This window comes from Candidatus Rokuibacteriota bacterium (assembly GCA_016188005.1).
Classification (GTDB): domain Bacteria; phylum Methylomirabilota; class Methylomirabilia; order Rokubacteriales; family CSP1-6; genus UBA12499.
Window position 1 is genome coordinate 13,555 of sequence record JACPIQ010000006.1, and the last position, 18,393, is coordinate 31,947.

Sequence of the window (18,393 nt, forward strand, 5' to 3'; positions counted from 1 at the left end):
GTGACTGAGAAGATCCTCTCGCGCAACTTCGATACACCGGGCTCGCACACGCTCCGCGTGTATCGCGAGCACGGCGGTTACACGGCCTGGGAGAAGGCCAAGGCGATGGAGCCGGCGGCCATCACCGAGGAGGTGAAGAAGTCGAACCTCCGTGGGCTCGGCGGCGCAGGGTTCCCGGCGGGCATGAAGTGGGGGTTCATTCCCAAGGGCTCGACGGCGCCCAAGTACCTCGTGGTCAATGCCGACGAGGGGGAGCCCGGCACCTTCAAGGACCGGTACCTCCTCACTCGCAATCCCCACGGGCTGATCGAGGGAATGCTCATCGCCGCGCGAGCCATCGACTCGCACCTGGGCTTCGTCTACATCCGCGGCGAGTACGTGGAGCCCTGGCGCGTGCTGAGCGGCGCCGTGCGGGAGGCCTACGAGGCCGGGCTCCTCGGCAAGGACATCCAGGGGACGGGCTTCGACTTCGAGGTCGTGATCCACCGTGGCGCGGGGGCCTACATCTGCGGGGAGGAGACGGGGCTTCTCTCCTCCCTGGAGGGCAAGAAGGGATGGCCCAAGATCAAGCCGCCCTTCCCGGCCATCAAGGGGGCCTTCGGCCAGCCGACCATCGTGAACAACGTGGAGACGCTCTCCTGCGTGCCGCACATCATCAACCGGGGCGCCGAGTGGTTCGCCGGGCTCGGGACGAAGACGCAGGGGGGCACGCGGCTCTACTCGGTGTCGGGGCACGTGGCCCGGCCCGGTGTGGTGGAGGCCTCCTGCGCGATCACCCTGCGGCAGCTCATCTACGAGCACTGCGGCGGCATCCGGGACGGCCGCGCGCTGAAGGCGGTGGTGCCCGGCGGCTCGTCGGCGCCGGTGCTGCGGGCGGACGAGATCGACGTGACCATGGACGTGGACGGTCTCCGGAACGCGGGGAGCATGGCCGGCTCGGCGGGCGTCATCGTGATGGACGACACGGTCTCCATGCCGCACGCGCTCCTGGTGGTGACGCGCTTCTACGCCCACGAGTCGTGCGGTCAGTGCACCCCGTGCCGGGAGTCCACGGGCTGGATCTACGGGATGGTCCACCGGATCGTGGAGGGGAAGGGGCGGAAGGAGGATCTGGACACGATCCTCGACGTGGCCCGGCGAGGGGCAGGGACGACCATCTGCGCCTTCTACGACGGGGCCGTGGGCCCGTACATCAGCTTCATCGAGAAGTTCCGCGAGGAGTTCGAGGCGCTCATCAGGAGCGGCGCGCATGCCTAGGCTCACGATCAACGGCAAGGAGGTCGAGGTGCCCGCGGGCACCAACCTCATCGAGGCCGCGCGGCTGGCCGGCGCCGAGGTACCTCACTACTGCTACCACCCTGGCTTGCCGGTGGCCGGGCAGTGCCGGCTCTGCATGGTGGATATCGAGAAGGTGCCGCGCCCCCAGATCGGTTGCAACACGCTGGCGACCGACGGGATGGTGGTCCACACGGAGACGGAGCGCGTGAAGGAGACGCGGCGCTCCATCATGGAGTTCCACCTGGTCAACCACCCGCTCGACTGCCCCGTGTGCGACCAGGCCGGGGAGTGCTGGCTGCAGATCTACTACATGAAGCACGGCCTCTACGAGCCGCGGATGACGGACGACAAGGTCCACAAGCCGAAGGCCGTGCCCCTGGGGCCGCACGTGATGCTGGACGCCGAGCGCTGCATCCTCTGCTCGCGCTGCGTGCGCTACTGCGACGAGATCACGCGGACCGGCGAGCTGGGCATCTTCAACCGCGGCGACCACTCCGAGATCGGCCTCTTCCCGGGCACGACGCTCGAGAACCCGTACTCCGGCAATGTCATCGACATCTGTCCCGTGGGGGCGCTGACGGACCGCGACTTCCGCTTCCAGGTGCGGGTCTGGTACCTGGACCGGGCCAGGTCCGTCTGCCCCGGCTGCGCCCGGGGCTGCAACATCGAGATCCACACGAGCCAGCGCCGGCCGCATCACAACCAGGGCCGGCGCGTGGCGCGGATCAAGCCGCGCTTCAATGCGGACGTGAACCGGTGGTGGATCTGCGACGCGGGCCGCTACGGCTTCACCTGGATCGACGACGACAGCCGGCTCACCGCCCCCGGGACGACCGCGGCCGGCCGGCGCGCCGAGACGTCGTGGGAGGACGCGGTCCAGGCGGTGGCCCAGGCACTCCGCTCCCACCGCCCCGAGGAGATCGGCGTGATCGCCTCGCCGCAGATGGCCAACGAGGACCTGTTCCTGCTCCGCCGGCTGCTGGACCACCTGGGCGTGCGCCAGCGGGACATGCGCCTGCCGCCGCGCGAGCCGGCCAGCGACGACGACTTCCTCATCCGCGGGGACAAGAACCCCAACGCGCGCGGCGCCGAGCTGGTGGGGCTGACGCCCGGGCCCGGCGGGCTCGACGCGCGCGGCATCCTGGAGGCGGCGGCCCGGAAGCAGATCAAGCTCCTCTGGGTGTTCCAGCACGACCTGCTGGCTTCGGCGTGGCCCGAGAGCGAGATCCGGGCAGCGCTGGGAGGGGCCGAGCAGCTCGTCTTCCAGGGGACCAACGCCAACGAGACCTCCGGGCGCGCCCACCTCCTCCTCCCCAGCGCAGCCTATGCCGAGTGCGAGGGGACCTTCACCAGCTTCGAAGGGCGCGTGCAGCGCTTCCGGGCGGCGCTGCCCCCCCTGGGCCAGGCGCTGCCGGGCTGGGAGATCCTGGCGCGGGTGGGCCGGGCGCTGGGCGCGGAGGATCCGGTGTTCCGCGCCGAGCGGGCGGAGCACGTCTTCAACGCGCTGGCCGCCGCGATCCCGGCCTTCGCCGGGCTCGGCTACCGGGCGCTCGGGGATACCGGCCTCATGGTGCAGGCGAGCGGCGCGAACACGGGAGGGGGCCGAGCGTGAGCGAGGCGGCGAGCAATCTGGCGGCGGCCTTCGGGCCCGTGGCCTTCGTGATGCTCGTGGTGCTCAACCTGGCCGGCATCCTCACCTGGGTGGAGCGCAAGCAGTCGGCCATCATGCAGGACCGGATCGGCGCCAACCGCGCCTCCATCTTCGGTATCCGGATCTTCGGCCTGCTGCACCCGCTGGCCGACGCCATCAAGATGCTGACTAAGGAAGACTTCATGCCGGCGCGGGCGGACCGCCTGCTCTTCACGCTGGCGCCCGTGGTCTCGGTCTTCTTCGGGCTCGCCGCCTTCGCCTCCATCCCCTTCGGCGACACACTCCGGATCGCCGGGCGCGAGATCGAGCTGCAGGCGGTGACGCTCAACGTGGGGATCCTCTACGTGCTGGCCATGCTGTCGCTGGGCGTCTACGGCCTCATGATGGCCGGCTGGGCCTCGGCCAACAACTACGCCCTCCTCGGCGGCCAGCGCGCCGCGGCCCTCATGATCTCCGCGGAGGTCGCCATTGGCGCCTCCATCATGGGCGTCGTCATGGTCTACGGCTCGCTGAACATGCAGGAGATCGCCCGGGGCCAGGGCCAGCCGCTCCTGCCGCAGCTCTTCGGGGACTGGATTCCCGCCTGGGGGATCCTCACCCAGCCCCTGGCCTTCGTCCTCTTCCTCACGGCCGGGATCGCCGCGACCAAGCGCATCCCCTTCGACATGCCGGAGGGTGAGTCCGAGATCATCGGCTACTTCGTCGAGTACAGCGGGATGAAGTTCGGCATGTTCGCCATGGCCGATTTCCTCGAGACCGTCGTCGTGGCCGGCATGACCACCGCGCTCTTCCTCGGGGGCTGGCAGGTGCCGTATCTCCAGGCCGGCGGGTTCGTCTTCCCATGGGCCGCAGCCGTGGCGCTGCCGCACCTGGTCGTCGTGGCGCTCCAGGTCGGGGCCTTCCTCGTCAAGGTGGCCGCGATGCTCTGGTTCCTCATGCTGATCCGCTGGACGCTGCCCCGTTTCCGGTACGATCAGGCCATGCGGCTGGGCTGGCTGGGGCTCTTCCCGCTCTCCGTGCTCAACATCGTGCTGACGGGCCTCGTCCTCCTGGTGGTGAGAGGCTGAGCCGTGGCCGGCCGGTACGCCCAGTCGAACGTCTCCATGGATCGGCGCCATCCGAGCCGGATGACGCTCCGCCAGCGCCTCTACCTCGTGGAGGTGCTGGCCGGGCTCAGGCTCACCGGCGTCCGCTTCTTCGCCAACATGTGGCGTCACACGCTGCGTGCCGCCGGCTTCAAGGGCGCCGCGGGCGCGGTGACGATCCAGTACCCGGACGAGCGGAGACCGTACTCGCCGCGGCTTCGGAGCCTGCATCGTCTCGTGCGGAGGGAGGACGGCTCCCCGCGCTGCGTCGCCTGCATGATGTGCGAGACCATCTGCCCGGCCCGGTGCATCTACATCGTGGCCACCGAGCACCCGAACCCCGAGATCGAGAAGGTGCCCGCGCGCTTCGACATCGACCTCGGCCGGTGCGTCTTCTGCGGCTACTGCGTCGAGGCATGCCCCGAGGATGCCATCCGCATGGACACGGGCATCCTCGAGTTCGCCTCCTACAGCCGCCTCGGGATGGTCTACACGATGGAGATGCTGCTGGCGCACGAGCCGGCCCGGCCGGACGGGACGCCTGCCTCTCCGGTGCCGATCCCGGCCGACCGCCTTCCGGGCGCGCCCGTGCCGAGCGCGGCGGCCTGACATGGGCAGCCTCTTGGCATTCTGGATCCTGGCGGCGCTGGCGGTGGGCTCCGCGGTGGGGCTCGTGGTGCGCCGGAACCCGATCCACGGGGCGCTCTTCCTCGTCCTCAACCTCGGCAGCGTCGCCGCGCTCTACCTGATGATGCACGCCGAGTTCCTGGCGGCAGCGCAGGTCATCGTGTACGCCGGCGCCATCGCCGTGCTCTTCGTCTTCGCCATCATGGTGCTGATCCCGGGCCGGGAGGAGACGGGGCCCGACCCGCTCCGGTCGCAGCGGTGGCTGGCGGTCCCCGTCGCGGGGTTCCTGGCCCTCGAGATCGCGCTCATGCTCCGCTCCGGCGTGTTCACCGCGCCCCGGAGCCCGGCCGCGGTGGCGGGCGGGGTGGAGGCGGTGGGCCGCGTCCTGTTCACCGACTACCTCTTCCCCTTCGAGGTGACGTCGTTCCTCCTGCTCGCGGCGCTCATCGGCGTGATGGCCCTCACCAAGCGAAAGGCCTCCTAATGCCGGCCCAACTGACTTCGCCACGGCTCGCTCACGCTCGTCGGATTCTCAGATCCGGTCGCCTCGCCTCCGGCTGCGGCTCCCCTCGCCACGTTCTCGGTCGGCGCGGGCGCTCAACGTACACCCACGTACGCCTCGCGCCCGCCGCTTCGCTCACCTCCCGGCTTCGCTCGCCTCGCCTTCGGCTGCGGCTCGCACCCCGATCCTCGGGCCTCGTCTGGCTCGTCATTTGGCCCGGCACGGTGCGGTCGCGCGGGTGGAGAAGGCGAAACTCGTCGGAGGCGCACTAGGATGGTGCCCGAGTCGCACTACGTGGCGCTCTCGGTGGTGCTCTTCGTCACCGGCGTGGTGGGCGTGCTGGTCCGGCGCAACCCACTGGTGATCTTCATGTCCATCGAGCTGATGCTCAACGCGGCGAACCTGGCCCTGGTGGCCTTCGGCCAGCGCCACGGCACGGCGCAGGGGCAGGCGCTGGTATTCTTCGTCATGTGCGTCGCGGCCGCCGAGGTGGCGGTGGGGCTGGCGATCATCGTCTCGATCTTCCGGATGCGCCGCCGCCTCTCGGTGGACGAGCTGAGCCTGATGCGCTGGTAGGGGTTCTCCGTGGCCCAGGCAAAGACCACGATCCTCCTCCCGCGGCTCGATGCAGCCCTGGCGCGGCGGCTCCTCGGCCAGATGGCGCTGGTCCGCCGGTTCGAGGAGAAGGCGGGGGAGATGTACGCCCTCGGAAAGATCGGCGGCTTCCTCCACCTCTACATCGGCCAGGAGGCGGTGGCGGTGGGGGCGATCTCGACCCTGCGTCCGGACGATTACGTGGTGTCCTCCTACCGCGAGCACGGCCATTGCCTTGCGAAGGGGTCGGATCCCCGCCGCGTCATGGCCGAGCTCTTCGGGCGCCGCGACGGCCTCAGCCGAGGCAAGGGCGGCTCCATGCACCTGTTCGACAAGAGCGTCAACTTCCTCGGCGGCCACGGCATCGTGGGCGCGCACCTGCCGCTGGCCGCGGGCGCCGCCTTCGCCATCAACTACCAGGGTGGGGATCAGGTCGTGCTCTGCTTCTTCGGCGACGGCGCGGTCCCCGCGGGGGAGTTCCACGAGGCCATGAACCTGGTCGCCCTCTGGAACCTCCCCGTCGTCTACATCTGCGAGAACAACCGCTACGCGATGGGCACGGCGATCCACCGGGCGCTGGCCCAGACGGAGATCTGGCGCTTCGCCGAGACGTACGGTATCCCTGGGGAGGCGGTGGACGGCATGGACGTGCTGGCCGTCCGCGAGTGCGTGGGACGCGCGGTGGAGCGCGCGCGGCGCGAAAAGACGCCGGCCCTGATCGAGGCGCGCACCTACCGCTTCCGCGGCCACTCCATGCGCGACCCGGCAGGCGCCGTCTACCGCACCCGCGAGGAGGTGGAGCGGGAGAAGCTGCGCGAGCCCATCGCGCTCCTCAGGGCCCGCTGCCTCAAGGACGGGGTGCTCTCCGAGGCCGATCTCGCGGCTGTCGAGCGCGAGGCCGCCGACATCGTGGACGCCGCCGTGGCGTTCGCCGAGGCCTCCCCGGCGCCGCCGGACGAGTGGCTCCTCACCGACGTCTACAAGGACTGACGCCGTGCCGATTGCCATCGCCATGGCTCGCTCGCACTCGCCGGATTCCCACGTCCCCTCGCCTCGCCTGCGGCTGCGGCTCGCCCTGCCACGTTCTCGGTCGGCGCGGGCGCTCAACGTACACCCACGTACGCCTCGCGCCCGCCGCTTCGCTCACCTCCCGGCGTCGCTCACCTCGCCTTTGGCTGCGGTTCGCCCCCCAATCCTCGGGCCTCGTCTGGCTCGGCACTCGGCCCGGCGTGGGCCCTTCACAACGCTCGTGCCGAAGGACTGATCAGCCGTGGCCATCATGACCTACCGCGAGGCCCTGAACCTGGCGCTCCGCGAGGAGATGCGCCGCGATCCCCGCGTGTTCGTCATGGGGGAGGAAGTGGGCCTCTACGAGGGGGCCTACAAGGTGACGCAGGGCCTCCTCAAGGAGTTCGGCGAGAAGCGGGTCGTCGACACGCCCATCTGCGAGTCGGGCTTCACCGGTGTCGGCGTCGGCGCCGCCATGCTGGGGCTGCGTCCCGTCGTCGAGATGATGACGTTCAACTTCGCCATCCTGGCCCTCGATCAGATCGTCAACACGGCGGCCAAGATGCTCTACATGTCGGGCGGGCAGTACAGCGTCCCCCTCGTCGTGCGAGGGCCCGGGGGGCCGGCGGCGCAGCTCGCCGCCCAGCATTCCCAGAGCATGGAGACCTACTTCTACCACGTGCCCGGGCTCAAGGTGGTGCGGCCCAGCACGCCGGCCGACGCCAAGGGGCTGCTCAAGTCCGCCATCCGGGACGACAACCCCGTGATCTTCATCGAGGCCGAGACGCTCTACGCCGTCAAGGGCGAGGTGCCGGAGGATCCGGAGTTCACCGTGCCGCTGGGGCAGGCCGTGGTCAGGCGGGCGGGGACGGATGTGACCGTCGTCGCCTACATGGGCATGATGTACCGGGCTCTGGAGGTTGCCGGGGAGCTGGCCGGGGCGGGCATCTCGGTGGAGCTGGTGGACCCACGCACGCTGCGCCCCATGGATACGCAGACCATCGTCGCCTCGGTCAGGAAGACCCACAGGGCGGTGGTGATCGAGGCCGGCGCGGGCTTCGCCGGCATGGGGTCGGAGATCGCCTCCTTCATCACGGAGCAGGCGTTCGATGATCTCGACGCGCCCGTCGAGCGGGTCACCGGCCAGAATGCCCCGATGCCCTACGCCCGCAACCTCGAGCTGCTCAAGACTCCCTCGAAGGCCAAGATCGCGGCGGCCATCCGAAAGGTCTGTGAGGCATGATCACGCGCGTGCTGATGCCCAAGCTGTCCGAGGCCATGGAGCAGGGCAAGGTCGTCAAGTGGCTCAAGCGGGAAGGCGAACCGGTCAAGGGGGGCGACGTCATCGCGGAGATCGAGACCGACAAGGCCAATGTCGAGATCGAGGCCTTCGGCGGGGGACTCCTCCGGAAGATCCTCGTGCCGGACGGCGGGCAGGTCCCCGTGGGCCAGATCATCGGGGTCATCGCGGACCCGGCTGACGACATCGGCGGCGTCGCGGCGGAGTCGCCGAAGGCCCCGGCCGTGGCGCCCCCTGCTGAGGCTCCAGCTCACGCCCCCCCGGTGGAGGAGACCTACAAGTCCACGCCCGAGACGACAGCGGTGGTCTCCACGGGCGCCGACATCTCGCAGGTCGAGACGGTGGGCCAGGCGGTGGCGTCCCCCCCGAGCGGCGAACGGGTGCGGGCTTCGCCTCTGGCGAAGAAGATCGCGGCCCAGGCTGGCGTGGACCTGAAGCTCTTGCGCGGGACGGGCCCCGGCGGCCGCATTGTCAGACGGGACGTGGAGACGGCGCTCGCGGCGCCCCCGGCGGCGGCCGCGCCTCTCGCGCCCGCGGCCCCGGCGGCCCCGCCCGCCGCGGCTCGGCCTGCCTTCACCGTCCCGCCGCGGTCGGGAGTCGAGTTCGAGGACGTCCCGTTCACCCCGATGCGGGCTGCCATCGCCAGACGCATGCCGCTGTCCAAGGGACCGGTCCCGCATTTCTACGTGACGTCGGAGGTCGCCATGGACCGCGCCTGGGCGCTCCGGGAGGAGCTCAATGCCCTCGAGGGCAGCCCGCGGGTGTCGGTGACGGACTTCGTGATCAGGGCCTGCGCGCTGGCGCTCTCCCGGCATCCGGCCGTCAACGCCTCCTTCCAGGGCCAGGCCGTCCGCGTCCACCATCGCGCCCACATCGGCGTCGCCGTGGCCCTCGAGGGCGGGCTCATCACCCCCGTGCTACGCGACTGCGACGTGAAGCCGCTGGCCCAGATCGCCGTGGAGTCGCGCGACCTGGCCGAGCGTGCGCGGGGCGGGAAGCTCAGGGTTCCGGAGCTCTCCGGCGCGACCTTCTCCCTCTCGAACCTGGGCATGTTCGACGTGGAAGAGTTCTCCGCCATCATCAACCCCCCGGAGGGGGCGATCCTGGCCGTGGGCTCGGTGCTCGAGAAGCCCGTGGCCGAGGGCGGACAGCTCCGCGTCGGGAGGCGGATGCGCATGACCCTCTCCTGCGACCACCGCGTGATCGACGGGGCCACGGGCGCGCGCTTCCTCCAGGACGTGAAGCGGTTCCTCGAAGAGCCGCTCCGGCTGCTGGTGTAGCGGCGTGCCGCCTGTCCAGACGTTCGACGTCGTCGTCGTGGGCACCGGACCCGGCGGCTATGTCTCCGCCATCCGCTGCGCCCAGCTCGGCCTGTCGGTCGCCGCGGTGGAGGACGACCGCCCCGGAGGGGTGTGCCTCAACTGGGGGTGCATCCCCACCAAGGCGCTCCTCCGCAACGCGGAGGTGGTGGGGCTGCTCGGACGCGCCGAGGAGTTCGGGATCACGCTGGGCGAGTGGACGGCCGACTATGCCAAGGCGATCCAGCGCTCGCGGCGGGTGGCCGACCGCATGGCCAAGGGCGTCGAGTTCCTCCTCCGCAAGAACAAGATCACGCTGGTCCGGGGCCGGGGCGTCCTCAAGGGGCGCGACCTGGTCGAGATCGCGGGCCAGGACGGGACCCAGGATCTCCAGGCCGACCGGGCCGTGATCCTGGCCACCGGGTCCGAGCCCAAGTCCCTGCCGGGCGTGACCATCGACGAGAGGACGGTGATCTCCTCCAACGGGGCCGTCAGGAACGAGACGAAGCCAGGCTCGCTGATCGTCATCGGCGCCGGAGCCGTCGGCATGGAGTTCGCGGACGTCTATTCGGCCTACGGGGTGGAGACGACCGTGCTCGAGGCGCTGCCCCGCGTGCTGCCCATCGAGGACGAGGAGGTCTCGACCCAGGTCGCCCGGCTCTTCACGCGCCGGGGCATCACCCTGCGCACCGGGGTGAGCGTCAAGGCGGTGACCCCCGGCCCCGACGGGGTGGCCGTGGAGATAGAGATGGACGGCAAGGCGGAGAGGCTCCGGGCCGATCAAGTCCTGGTGGCGGTGGGCCGGGCGGCCCGCACCGGCAGCCTCGGGCTCGAGGGGCTGGGCGTGGCCATGGAGCGGGGTTTCGTCCGGGTCTCGCCCACGATGGAGACCTCGGTGAAGGGCGTCTACGCCATCGGCGACATCGCCGGCAACCAGCTCCTGGCCCACAAGGCCATGGCCGAGGGCGTGGTGGCCGCCGAGACCATCGCCGGGCGTGAGCCCCGTCCGGTGGACTACAGCAATGTCCCGTCCTGCACCTACTGCCGCCCCCAGGTGGCCTCCCTCGGCCAGAGCGAGGCGCGGGCCCGGCAGAGCGGGCGCGACATCGCGGTGGGCCGCTTCCCCTTCACGGCCAACGGGAAGGCGGTGGCCATGGGCGAGGCCGAGGGTTTTCTCAAGGTCGTGGCCGACAGAGGGTCGGGGGAGCTGCTCGGTGTCCACATCGTCGGGCCGGAGGCCACCGAGATCATCCACGAGTTCGCCGTGGGGCGCACGCTCGAGGGGACGCTGGAGGACGTTATCCACACGATCCACGCCCACCCGACGCTCTCCGAGGCCGCGCTGGAAGCGACGCTGGCGGCCCTCGGCCACGCCATCCACCTCTGATGAGCCTCGCGGAATACCTCGACCGAGAGGCAAGCTAGGCGATGGACTTCACGCTCAGCGCCGAGCAACGAGAGCTCCGGGCCCGGGCGCGGACGCTGGCCGACGGCGTCTTCCGCGACCGGGCCGCCCGCTGGGACGAGGAAGAGGCCTACCCGTGGGACAACGTCAAGGACCTCGTGCGGGCGGGCTTCATGGGGATCACCATCCCCCGTTCCCATGGTGGCCGGGGCGGCTCCGTTCTCGACGTGCTGCTCGTGGTGGAGGAGATCGCCCGCGTCTGCGGCGTCACGGCGCGCATCGTGGTCGAGGGGAGCCTCGGCGTCGTGGGCGCGCTCACCGCCTACGGGACCGAGGCGCAGAAGCGGCGCTACTTCCCCTGGGTGCTGGAGGGCGAGAAGCCCGCCATCGCCATCACCGAGCCGGAGGCGGGGTCGGCCGCCACCGACATGGTGACCCGGGCCGACGAGAGCCCCGAGGGATATGCTCTCACGGGGGAGAAGCGCTGGATCACAGGGGCAGGCACCTCACGTCTGTACCTCGTCTACTGCCGCCTCGGCCAGGCGCCCGGCGCCGCCGGCATCGGCGGCGTGCTCCTCGAGCGCGACAGCGCCGGCTTCCGCATCGGGGAGCGCGACCGGACCATGGGGTTGCGCGGGATTCCCGAGGGGCGGCTGCACTTCGACCGCTGCCGTGTCGGGCGCGAGCAGGTTCTCGTGGGGCCGCCCGACGGCTTCAAGAAGCTGATGCGCGCCTACAACAGCCAGCGGCTGGGCGCGGCCACCGTGGCGCTGGGGATCGCCCAGGGGGCCTACGAGCTGGCGCTGGCCTTCGCCCAGGAGCGGCGCCAGTTCGGGCGCCCCATCGCCGATTTCCAGGGCATCCGCTGGAAGCTGGCGGACATGGCCATCAAGCTGGACGCCGCGCGCCTGCTCATCCATCGCGCCGCCTGCACGGACGTGGAGGGGTTCCCGGAGCCGCTCCAGTCGGCGAAGGCCAAGACATTCGCCGCGGAGATCGCGCAGGAGGTCACGGGCCAGGCGCTGCAGATCCACGGCGCGGCCGGCTACGGACGCGGGCTGCCGCTGGAGCGGATGGCGCGGGACGCCAGGATGTTCGCCATCGGCGGTGGCACCGTCGAGATGATGCGCAACCTGATCGCCGACCGCATCCTTCCCACCCGGGCCGACTTCCGCCGCTGAGCCGATGCGGCGGGCGCGGGCGGGTCACTCGCTCGTGCCGCGCTCCTGACTCATCTCCTCGCGCATCGCAGCCTTGCCCGCCTCGAACGCAGAGATGAGACGGCCCGTCTGCTGCTCGACGTACTCGCGCCCCTTGTCCAAGAGGTCTCCGGCCTTGACCTGGGCCTCGCCGGCCGCCTCCTGCGCCTTCTTCAAGACGTCGCCGCCGTGTTCGGCCAGGAGCTCCCGCGCCTCGCGCCCGGTCTTCGGCGTCAGGAGCAGAGCGGCCGCGGCTCCGGCGATGGCGCCGAGGAAGAACCAGCCGAGATATCCCGCCGCGTCAGAACCACGTCCCTCCGACATGTGACTGCCCTCCTTGGGGATCCCGGCTCGGGCTAGAGATCCCTGCTCCGCAGCCGTGAGACGAAGACGTCGAGCCCCTTCCTCACCCCCGCAGCGACTGCGGCGATCTGCCCGATCCGGCCGATGCCGCCCAGCACGCCGGCCGCCTTCACGAGCTTCGCCGAGATCTCCTCGGCGCGGCGGATGACCACGCTGATCCGCTCCATCTCGCGGGTTGCCTGGCGGGAAAGCCCGCGCAGCTCCTCGGCCAGGGCACCGAGCTGGCCGGCCATGGGGCGGATCTCGCGCTCCAGCAGGTGGAGCACGGTCTCGGCGCGCGCGGCCGCCTTCTTGAGCGTCATCAGCGTGGACACCAGCGCCGCTGCGACGGCCACGACGCAGACGACGATGATGATCTCGGCGGTTGGGGTCATGGGAAGTTGAGTATGGCAGAGGGCCGCTCTGCAAGTCAACCGTGTCGGGAGGGAAGGCCGCGCATTCATTGACTTTCCCCGTCGGCGGTCCCTATACTGCATGGGCCGAGCGCACCCGCCCGCTGCGACGAAGGAAGGAGCTGGTAGCCGATGCCCCTCGAGGACCGCTTCGATGAACTGCGGCACCGCAACCAGCTTGCCGATCTCGGCGGCGGACCCGAGCGCATCGAGCGGCAGCATCGCGCCGGGAAGAAGACGGCGCGCGAGCGGCTCGAGATCCTGCTGGACAAGGGCTCCCTGGCCGAGGTGGACAAGCTGGTGGTGCATCAGAGCCGGGACTTCGGGATGGAGACGCAGCGCATTCCCGGGGATGGCGTGGTGGTCGGGTCGGGTCGTATCCATGGCCGCCCGGTCTATGTCTTCGCCCAGGACTTCACCGTGTTCGGCGGCTCGCTGTCCGAGGCTTACGCCCGCAAGATCTGCAAGATCATGGATCTGGCCATGAAGACGGGCGTGCCCGTCATCGGGCTCAACGACTCCGGGGGGGCGCGCATCCAGGAGGGCGTGGTCTCGCTGGCGGGCTACGCGGACATCTTCCTGCGCAACACGCTCGCCTCGGGCGCCATCCCCCAGATCTCCGCCATCATGGGGCCGTGCGCGGGCGGGGCGGTGTACTCGCCGGCCATCACCGACTTCGTGTTCATGGTGAAGCACTCCTCCTACATGTTCGTCACCGGCCCCGACGTCATCAAGGCGGTGACGCACGAGGAGGTATCGTTCGAGGAACTGGGCGGGGCCTCGACCCACGGCGGCACCTCGGGCGTGGCCCACTTCGCCGCCGAGAGCGAGGACGAGTGCCTCGCGCTGATCCGCGAGCTGATGACGTTCCTCCCGCAGAACAACCTGGAGGACCCGCCCGTCCGACAGGCGCTGGACCCGCCCGACCGGGTGGACGAGGAACTGCAGTCGGCCGTGCCGGAGCAGCCGAACAAGCCTTACGACATCAAGGACATCGTGCGCCCCGTGCTCGACGACCGGTACTTCTTCGAGGTCCAGGCCGACTACGCCCCGAACATCGTCATCGGCTTCGGGCGCCTCAACGGCCGCCCCGTGGGTGTGGTTGCCAACCAGCCGGCGCACCTGGCGGGCTGCCTCGACATCAGCGCCTCGGTCAAGGCCGCGCGCTTCGTGCGCTTCTGCGACTGCTTCAACATCCCGCTCGTCACCTTCGTGGACGTCCCTGGCTTCCTGCCCGGGACGGCGCAGGAATACGGCGGCATCATCAAGCACGGCGCCAAGCTGCTCTTCGCCTTCTGCGAGGCGACGGTGCCCAAGCTGACGGTGATCGCGCGGAAGGCCTATGGCGGCGCGTACGACGTGATGTCCTCCAAGCACATCCGGGGCGACGCCAACTTCGCCTACCCCACGGCCGAGATCGCCGTGATGGGGCCGGACGGGGCGGTGAACATCCTCTACAAGCGCGAGATGGACGGGGCGGCGGATCCGGCGGCGCTGAAGGAGGCGAAGACGCGCGAGTACCGCGAGAAGTTCGCCAACCCCTATGTTGCCGCCGAGCGCGGTTACGTGGACGAGGTGATCGAGCCCAGGGACACCCGGCGGAGACTGATCCAGGCGCTGGAGGTGCTGCGCACCAAGCGGGACCAGAACCCGCCGAAGAAGCACGGAAACATCCCGCTATGACCCCGCCGGAGCTGACGCCGGAGGCCGAGGGCAAGATCGAGGAGGCGCGGCGCGCCTGGGAGGCCCGGACGCGCAAGCCGGCGCTCGAGAAGGCTCCGGAGCGGCCGGGCCTCTTCGCCACCTCCAGCGGCGTGCCGCTCCCGCCGCTCTGCACGCCGGCCGACACGGGCGGTCTCGACTACCTGCGCGACCTGGGCTTCCCCGGCGAGCTGCCGTACACGCGCGGCGTGCAGCCGAGCATGTACCGCGGGCGTTTCTGGACGATGCGCCAGTACGCCGGCTTCGGGTCGGCCGCAGAGACGAATCGCCGCTACCGGTACCTGCTCGCCCAGGGGCAGACCGGGCTGAGCGTGGCCTTCGACCTGCCGACCCAGATGGGCTATGACGCCGACCATGGTCTGGCGCGCACCGAGGCGGGGAAGGTCGGGGTGGCCATCTCCAGCCTGGGGGACATGCTGGCGCTGTTCGACGGGATCCCGCTGGACCGCGTGTCCACTTCCATGACGATCAATTCCACGGCCGCGATCCTCCTCTGCCTCTACATCGCCGTCGGCGAGCGCCAGGGCGTGGCGGCCCACCGGTTGTCGGGGACGGTGCAGAACGACATCCTCAAGGAGTACGTCGCGCGCGGAACCTACATCTTCCCGCCCGGGCCCTCCATGCGCCTCATCACCGACACCTTCGCCTTCTGCAAGGACCGGGTGCCCCGGTGGAACACCATCTCCATCTCCGGCTACCACATGCGCGAGGCCGGGTGCACGGCGGCCCAGGAGGTGGCCTTCACGCTGGGGAACGGCATCGCCTATGTCACGGCCGCGGTGGAGGCCGGGCTCCGCGTGGACGAGTTCGCGCCCCAGCTCTCCTTCTTCTTCAACGCCCACAACCACCTCCTCGAGGAGGTGGCGAAGTACCGGGCGGCCCGGCGGCTGTGGGCGCGCATCATGCGCGACCGCTTCGCCGCCCTCGACCCGCGCTCGCTCACGCTCCGCTTCCACGTCCAGACGGCCGGGAGCACGCTCACCGCGCAGCAGCCGCAGAACAACATCGTCCGGGTGACGCTGCAGGCCCTGGCGGCGGTCCTGGGGGGCTGCCAGTCGTTGCACACGAACTCCATGGACGAGGCCCTGGCGCTGCCGACCGAGCAGGCCGTGCGGGTCGCGCTCCGCACCCAGCAGATCCTCGCCTACGAGTCCGGCGTCGCCGACACCGCCGATCCCCTGGGCGGCTCCTATGCCGTCGAGCGACTGACACACCAGGTCGAGGAGGAGGCCGAGGCCTACATCGCCAAGATCGACGGCCTGGGCGGGGCGGTCAGCGCCATCCCCTTCATGCAGCGGGAGATCCAGGAGGCCGCCTACCGCTACCAGCAGGAGGTCGAGAGCAAGGCCCGCGTGGTCGTGGGGGTCAACGACTTCGTCAGCGACGAGCCGCCTCAGGGTGATCTCTTCCAGGTGAATCCCGAGGTGGCCTCCGCCATGGCCGAAGGGCTCGAGCGGCTGCGCCGGACGCGTGACCGAGATCGTGCCGCGCAGGCGCTCGAGGCCATCGACAGGGCGGCGCGCGGCCGGGACAATCTCCTGCCGCTCGTGCTGGAAGCGGTGAAGGCCTCCGTGACCCTCGGCGAGGTCTGCGCCACGCTGCGGGGGGTGTTCGGCGTCCACCAGCCCTCGGTGGTCTTCTAGTGCCGGCCCAATTAACGTCGCCATCGCTCGCTCACGCTCGCGCGATTCCCATCTCCGCTCGCCTCGCCTCCGGCTTCGGCTCGCCCAGCCATGTTCTCGGTCGGCGCGGGCGCTCAACGTACATCCGAGTACGCCTCGCGCCCGCCGCTTCCGCTTGTCTCTCCATGTCCGCTCGCCTCGCCTCGCGGCTGCGGCTCGCACAGCATTCCTCGGGCCTCGTCTGGCTCGTTACTTGGCCCGGCACGGGTGTGTTGCTGGTCTTTCTGTCGCTACTGCTGCTGCTGGTGGCGGCGGGGCCCGCGGGGGCGGGCCTCGCGGACCAGGTGGGTGCCACCTTCGGGCTCATGCTCCAGGAGGTGGTCGGCGCCTTTCCCCCCATCGAGGGCCTCGTGGTGACCGTGGACGGTGACCGGCTGTACATGGATCTCACCCAGAAGGACGGGGTGGGACCGGGGCAGGAGTTCACGGTATTCCGCAAGGGCGAGGTGTTTCGCCACCCCCTCACCCACAAGCCCATGGGGCGCTTCGAGGAGATCCTCGGCTATGCCCAGGTGCAGCGGGTGCTCCCGGGCTTCTCGGAAGCGCTCTTCATCCCCCTCGAGAAGGCGCCGCGGGTCCGCGCCGAGGACGGGGTCCGCATCACGCGGGGCCGGATCAAGGTGGCGGTGGTCGCTCCCGTGGACCTCACCAAGGTGCAGGCCGATCTCCGCCGGGTGCCGTTCATGATCGCGCTGGGGCTCGATCAGACGAAACGCTTCCAGACCGTGGACCCGTCGGCGGTCCAGGAGCTGTTCCTCAGCCAGCGCGCGCGTGTGGAGGAGCTGCTGGTGCGGCCCGCGAAGGCCGTGGCACTGGGGAAGACCCTGGAGGTGGCCGGGTGGCTCGTCCCGGTGGTGCTGGACCGGCGCGGGGTCACCTATCTCGACGTCACCTGGATCTCGGCCGTGACCGGGACGCCGCTCTTCTCGCGCCGGATGGCGCTCACCCGGGTGGACAGTGCGGCGGATCGGCGCTTTCCGTGGGAGCCCCGCTCGGAGGACTAGCCGGCGCGAATCTGCTATGCTCCTTCGATGATGAGCCCCGGAATGGTCACGCGTCTCTGCCTCGTCCTCTTCGCCTCTGCTGCCCTCCTCTCGGGCTGCGTGAGCATCCGGGAGCTGGCCGGCCTTCCGGCGCAGAACGATCCCAGCGTGCAGATCAGGAGCGCCGAGCCCAGATGGCTCCTGATCAAGAACCCCCGCTTCGGGGATGTGGCCAGCGAGCCCGAGTACATCTGGGTGGAAGAGGACAAGCTGCCGACCACGCTCAAGTCGCTTCTGCTGGGCAAGTCCTCGCTCCTGGCGCCGCCGGAAGTCGTGGCGAAGTACGGCTCGCCCCCCGGCGGCGGGCGCATCAGCCCGCGCCAGAAGCTGCCCTACCAGGTGGAGGAGCCCCAGCGCCAGCCGGTCCTGGGCCGGGAGACCGCCCTGTCACCTGCTCCCGTGGCCCGGGCTTCGGCCGGCCCGGCGGCCCCGGCCGCGGCGCCGGCGCCGCCGCGCGGCTTCGTCGTCTTCGTGGACACGACACGCATCGTCATCGATCTCACCGCCGGCGACGGGGTGCGACCCGGCACCATCGTGAGCCTGCGCCGGGACAAGATCCCCATCGTCCATCCCATCAGCGGGGAGCTCCTGGGCGAGCTGGACGAGGAGGTGGCGACGGGACGGGTCACCGAGGTCCGGGAGAAGTTCTCCGTGGTCGAGGTCCAGGGACTGTCCCCGGGCGCGGAGGTCAAGATCAAGGACCGGGTCGTCGTCCGTTGACGCTCCCTGCCCCGCGCTCGGCCGAGAGGTCGCCCACCGCCCTCGAGACGCTCCTCAAGGAGCGCGTCGGGCTTCTCATCGGCCCCGAACTGGCCGCCATCGAGGCGGAGATCGCCGGAGAGATCGACTCACCGGTCGGGCTGATCCGCGAGATGGGCGAGTTCATCGCCGGCGCCGGGGGCAAGCGCCTGCGCCCCATTCTCCTGCTCATGGCGGCGCGGCTGGCGGGCTACAGTGGGCCGCGCGCCGTGAGGCTCGGGTGCGTGGTGGAGCTCCTCCACACGGCCACCCTCATCCACGACGACGTGGTGGACCAGGCGCCGCTCAGGCGGGGGCGGCCCTCGGCCAATGCGCGCTGGGGTGACGACGCCTCGGTGCTCGTGGGCGACCACCTCTACTCCAAGTCCTTCGCCCTGATGGTCCGCGACGGGGACCCCGCCGTTCTGGACACGCTGGCCCGCGCCACCGTCTCCATGACGGAGGCGGAGGTGCTCCAGCTGGAGCGGAAGCGGAACGGCACGACC

At 70.4% G+C, this 18,393-nt stretch carries 18 protein-coding genes; 16 read left to right on the forward strand and 2 right to left on the reverse strand.

The window, feature by feature from the left end:
* The 11 genes from nuoF to HYV93_01125 all read left to right on the forward strand — a co-directional run bounded on the left by nuoF (position 1) and on the right by HYV93_01125 (position 11,929).
* Positions 1–1,257, forward strand: coding sequence for an NADH-quinone oxidoreductase subunit NuoF (nuoF, locus tag HYV93_01075; protein MBI2524549.1), 1,257 nt, complete (start codon positions 1–3; stop codon positions 1,255–1,257).
* Entirely contained in the window at positions 1,250–2,890 is a 1,641-nt protein-coding gene (locus tag HYV93_01080; protein ID MBI2524550.1) for a (2Fe-2S)-binding protein, read from the forward strand. Before nuoF ends, HYV93_01080 begins: the two co-directional genes overlap by 8 nt.
* Positions 2,891–2,940: 50 nt before the next feature.
* Positions 2,941–3,996, forward strand: coding sequence for an NADH-quinone oxidoreductase subunit H (locus HYV93_01085; GenBank protein MBI2524551.1), 1,056 nt, complete (start codon positions 2,941–2,943; stop codon positions 3,994–3,996).
* A 36-nt stretch (positions 3,997–4,032) separates the two neighbouring features.
* Positions 4,033–4,623, forward strand: coding sequence for an NADH-quinone oxidoreductase subunit I (locus tag HYV93_01090; protein ID MBI2524552.1), 591 nt, complete (start codon positions 4,033–4,035; stop codon positions 4,621–4,623).
* A 1-nt stretch (position 4,624) separates the two neighbouring features.
* Entirely contained in the window at positions 4,625–5,125 is a 501-nt protein-coding gene (locus HYV93_01095; GenBank protein ID MBI2524553.1) for an NADH-quinone oxidoreductase subunit J, read from the forward strand.
* A gap of 291 nt (positions 5,126–5,416) precedes the next feature.
* Positions 5,417–5,719, forward strand: coding sequence for an NADH-quinone oxidoreductase subunit NuoK (nuoK, locus tag HYV93_01100; GenBank protein ID MBI2524554.1), 303 nt, complete (start codon positions 5,417–5,419; stop codon positions 5,717–5,719).
* 81 nt (positions 5,720–5,800) lie between these two features.
* The gene (gene pdhA, locus HYV93_01105) at positions 5,801–6,727 is read left to right on the forward strand and encodes a pyruvate dehydrogenase (acetyl-transferring) E1 component subunit alpha (GenBank protein ID MBI2524555.1); all 927 of its coding nucleotides are present in this window, start codon (positions 5,801–5,803) and stop codon (positions 6,725–6,727) included.
* A 280-nt stretch (positions 6,728–7,007) separates the two neighbouring features.
* The gene (locus tag HYV93_01110) at positions 7,008–7,988 is read left to right on the forward strand and encodes a pyruvate dehydrogenase complex E1 component subunit beta (GenBank protein MBI2524556.1); all 981 of its coding nucleotides are present in this window, start codon (positions 7,008–7,010) and stop codon (positions 7,986–7,988) included.
* Positions 7,985–9,325, forward strand: coding sequence for a 2-oxo acid dehydrogenase subunit E2 (locus HYV93_01115; protein ID MBI2524557.1), 1,341 nt, complete (start codon positions 7,985–7,987; stop codon positions 9,323–9,325). The genes HYV93_01110 and HYV93_01115 overlap by 4 nt, the downstream gene beginning before the upstream one ends.
* Positions 9,326–9,329: 4 nt before the next feature.
* On the forward strand, positions 9,330–10,730 hold the full coding sequence (gene lpdA, locus HYV93_01120) for a dihydrolipoyl dehydrogenase (GenBank protein ID MBI2524558.1): 1,401 nt from the start codon (positions 9,330–9,332) through the stop codon (positions 10,728–10,730).
* Between the two features lie 41 nt (positions 10,731–10,771).
* Positions 10,772–11,929, forward strand: coding sequence for an acyl-CoA dehydrogenase family protein (locus tag HYV93_01125; GenBank protein ID MBI2524559.1), 1,158 nt, complete (start codon positions 10,772–10,774; stop codon positions 11,927–11,929).
* Between the two features lie 24 nt (positions 11,930–11,953).
* On the opposite strand, the gene HYV93_01130 is transcribed toward HYV93_01125, so the two are convergent.
* Both HYV93_01130 and HYV93_01135 read right to left on the reverse strand, forming a co-directional pair.
* Positions 11,954–12,271 (reverse strand): YtxH domain-containing protein, encoded by a 318-nt coding sequence (locus HYV93_01130; GenBank protein ID MBI2524560.1) that lies wholly within the window; start codon positions 12,269–12,271, stop codon positions 11,954–11,956.
* Positions 12,272–12,303: 32 nt separating this feature from the next.
* Positions 12,304–12,684, reverse strand: a complete 381-nt coding sequence (locus HYV93_01135) for a hypothetical protein (protein ID MBI2524561.1) — start codon at positions 12,682–12,684, stop codon at positions 12,304–12,306.
* A gap of 150 nt (positions 12,685–12,834) precedes the next feature.
* Between HYV93_01135 and HYV93_01140 the strand changes: the two genes are divergently transcribed.
* The 5 genes from HYV93_01140 to HYV93_01160 form a co-directional block, all read left to right on the forward strand.
* The gene (locus HYV93_01140; GenBank protein MBI2524562.1) at positions 12,835–14,385 is read left to right on the forward strand and encodes an acyl-CoA carboxylase subunit beta; all 1,551 of its coding nucleotides are present in this window, start codon (positions 12,835–12,837) and stop codon (positions 14,383–14,385) included.
* A complete protein-coding gene (locus HYV93_01145; GenBank protein ID MBI2524563.1) occupies positions 14,382–16,067 on the forward strand; it encodes a methylmalonyl-CoA mutase in 1,686 nt (561 codons plus the stop codon). The genes HYV93_01140 and HYV93_01145 overlap by 4 nt, the downstream gene beginning before the upstream one ends.
* Before the next feature lie 164 nt (positions 16,068–16,231).
* On the forward strand, positions 16,232–17,110 hold the full coding sequence (locus tag HYV93_01150; GenBank protein ID MBI2524564.1) for a hypothetical protein: 879 nt from the start codon (positions 16,232–16,234) through the stop codon (positions 17,108–17,110).
* 42 nt (positions 17,111–17,152) lie between these two features.
* Positions 17,153–17,869, forward strand: coding sequence for a hypothetical protein (locus tag HYV93_01155; protein ID MBI2524565.1), 717 nt, complete (start codon positions 17,153–17,155; stop codon positions 17,867–17,869).
* Between the two features lie 152 nt (positions 17,870–18,021).
* On the forward strand, positions 18,022–18,393 hold a 372-nt coding region (locus tag HYV93_01160), incomplete at its 3' end, for a polyprenyl synthetase family protein (protein ID MBI2524566.1).

Bases quoted from the DNA above. Each gene is read 5' to 3' on its own strand.
- HYV93_01140 (MBI2524562.1), top strand. From the start codon at position 12,835: ATGCCCCTCGAGGACCGCTTCGATGAACTGCGGCACCGCAACCAGCTT.
- HYV93_01155 (MBI2524565.1), top strand. From the start codon at position 17,153: ATGGTCACGCGTCTCTGCCTCGTCCTCTTCGCCTCTGCTGCCCTCCTC.
- HYV93_01080 (MBI2524550.1), top strand. From the start codon at position 1,250: ATGCCTAGGCTCACGATCAACGGCAAGGAGGTCGAGGTGCCCGCGGGC.
- pdhA (MBI2524555.1), top strand. From the start codon at position 5,801: ATGGCGCTGGTCCGCCGGTTCGAGGAGAAGGCGGGGGAGATGTACGCC.
- HYV93_01090 (MBI2524552.1), top strand. From the start codon at position 4,033: ATGGATCGGCGCCATCCGAGCCGGATGACGCTCCGCCAGCGCCTCTAC.
- HYV93_01135 (MBI2524561.1), bottom strand. From the start codon at position 12,684: ATGACCCCAACCGCCGAGATCATCATCGTCGTCTGCGTCGTGGCCGTC.
- nuoK (MBI2524554.1), top strand. From the start codon at position 5,417: ATGGTGCCCGAGTCGCACTACGTGGCGCTCTCGGTGGTGCTCTTCGTC.
- HYV93_01125 (MBI2524559.1), top strand. From the start codon at position 10,772: ATGGACTTCACGCTCAGCGCCGAGCAACGAGAGCTCCGGGCCCGGGCG.
- HYV93_01115 (MBI2524557.1), top strand. From the start codon at position 7,985: ATGATCACGCGCGTGCTGATGCCCAAGCTGTCCGAGGCCATGGAGCAG.
- HYV93_01085 (MBI2524551.1), top strand. From the start codon at position 2,941: ATGCTCGTGGTGCTCAACCTGGCCGGCATCCTCACCTGGGTGGAGCGC.
- HYV93_01095 (MBI2524553.1), top strand. From the start codon at position 4,625: ATGGGCAGCCTCTTGGCATTCTGGATCCTGGCGGCGCTGGCGGTGGGC.
- HYV93_01145 (MBI2524563.1), top strand. From the start codon at position 14,382: ATGACCCCGCCGGAGCTGACGCCGGAGGCCGAGGGCAAGATCGAGGAG.
- HYV93_01150 (MBI2524564.1), top strand. From the start codon at position 16,232: ATGTCCGCTCGCCTCGCCTCGCGGCTGCGGCTCGCACAGCATTCCTCG.
- HYV93_01130 (MBI2524560.1), bottom strand. From the start codon at position 12,271: ATGTCGGAGGGACGTGGTTCTGACGCGGCGGGATATCTCGGCTGGTTC.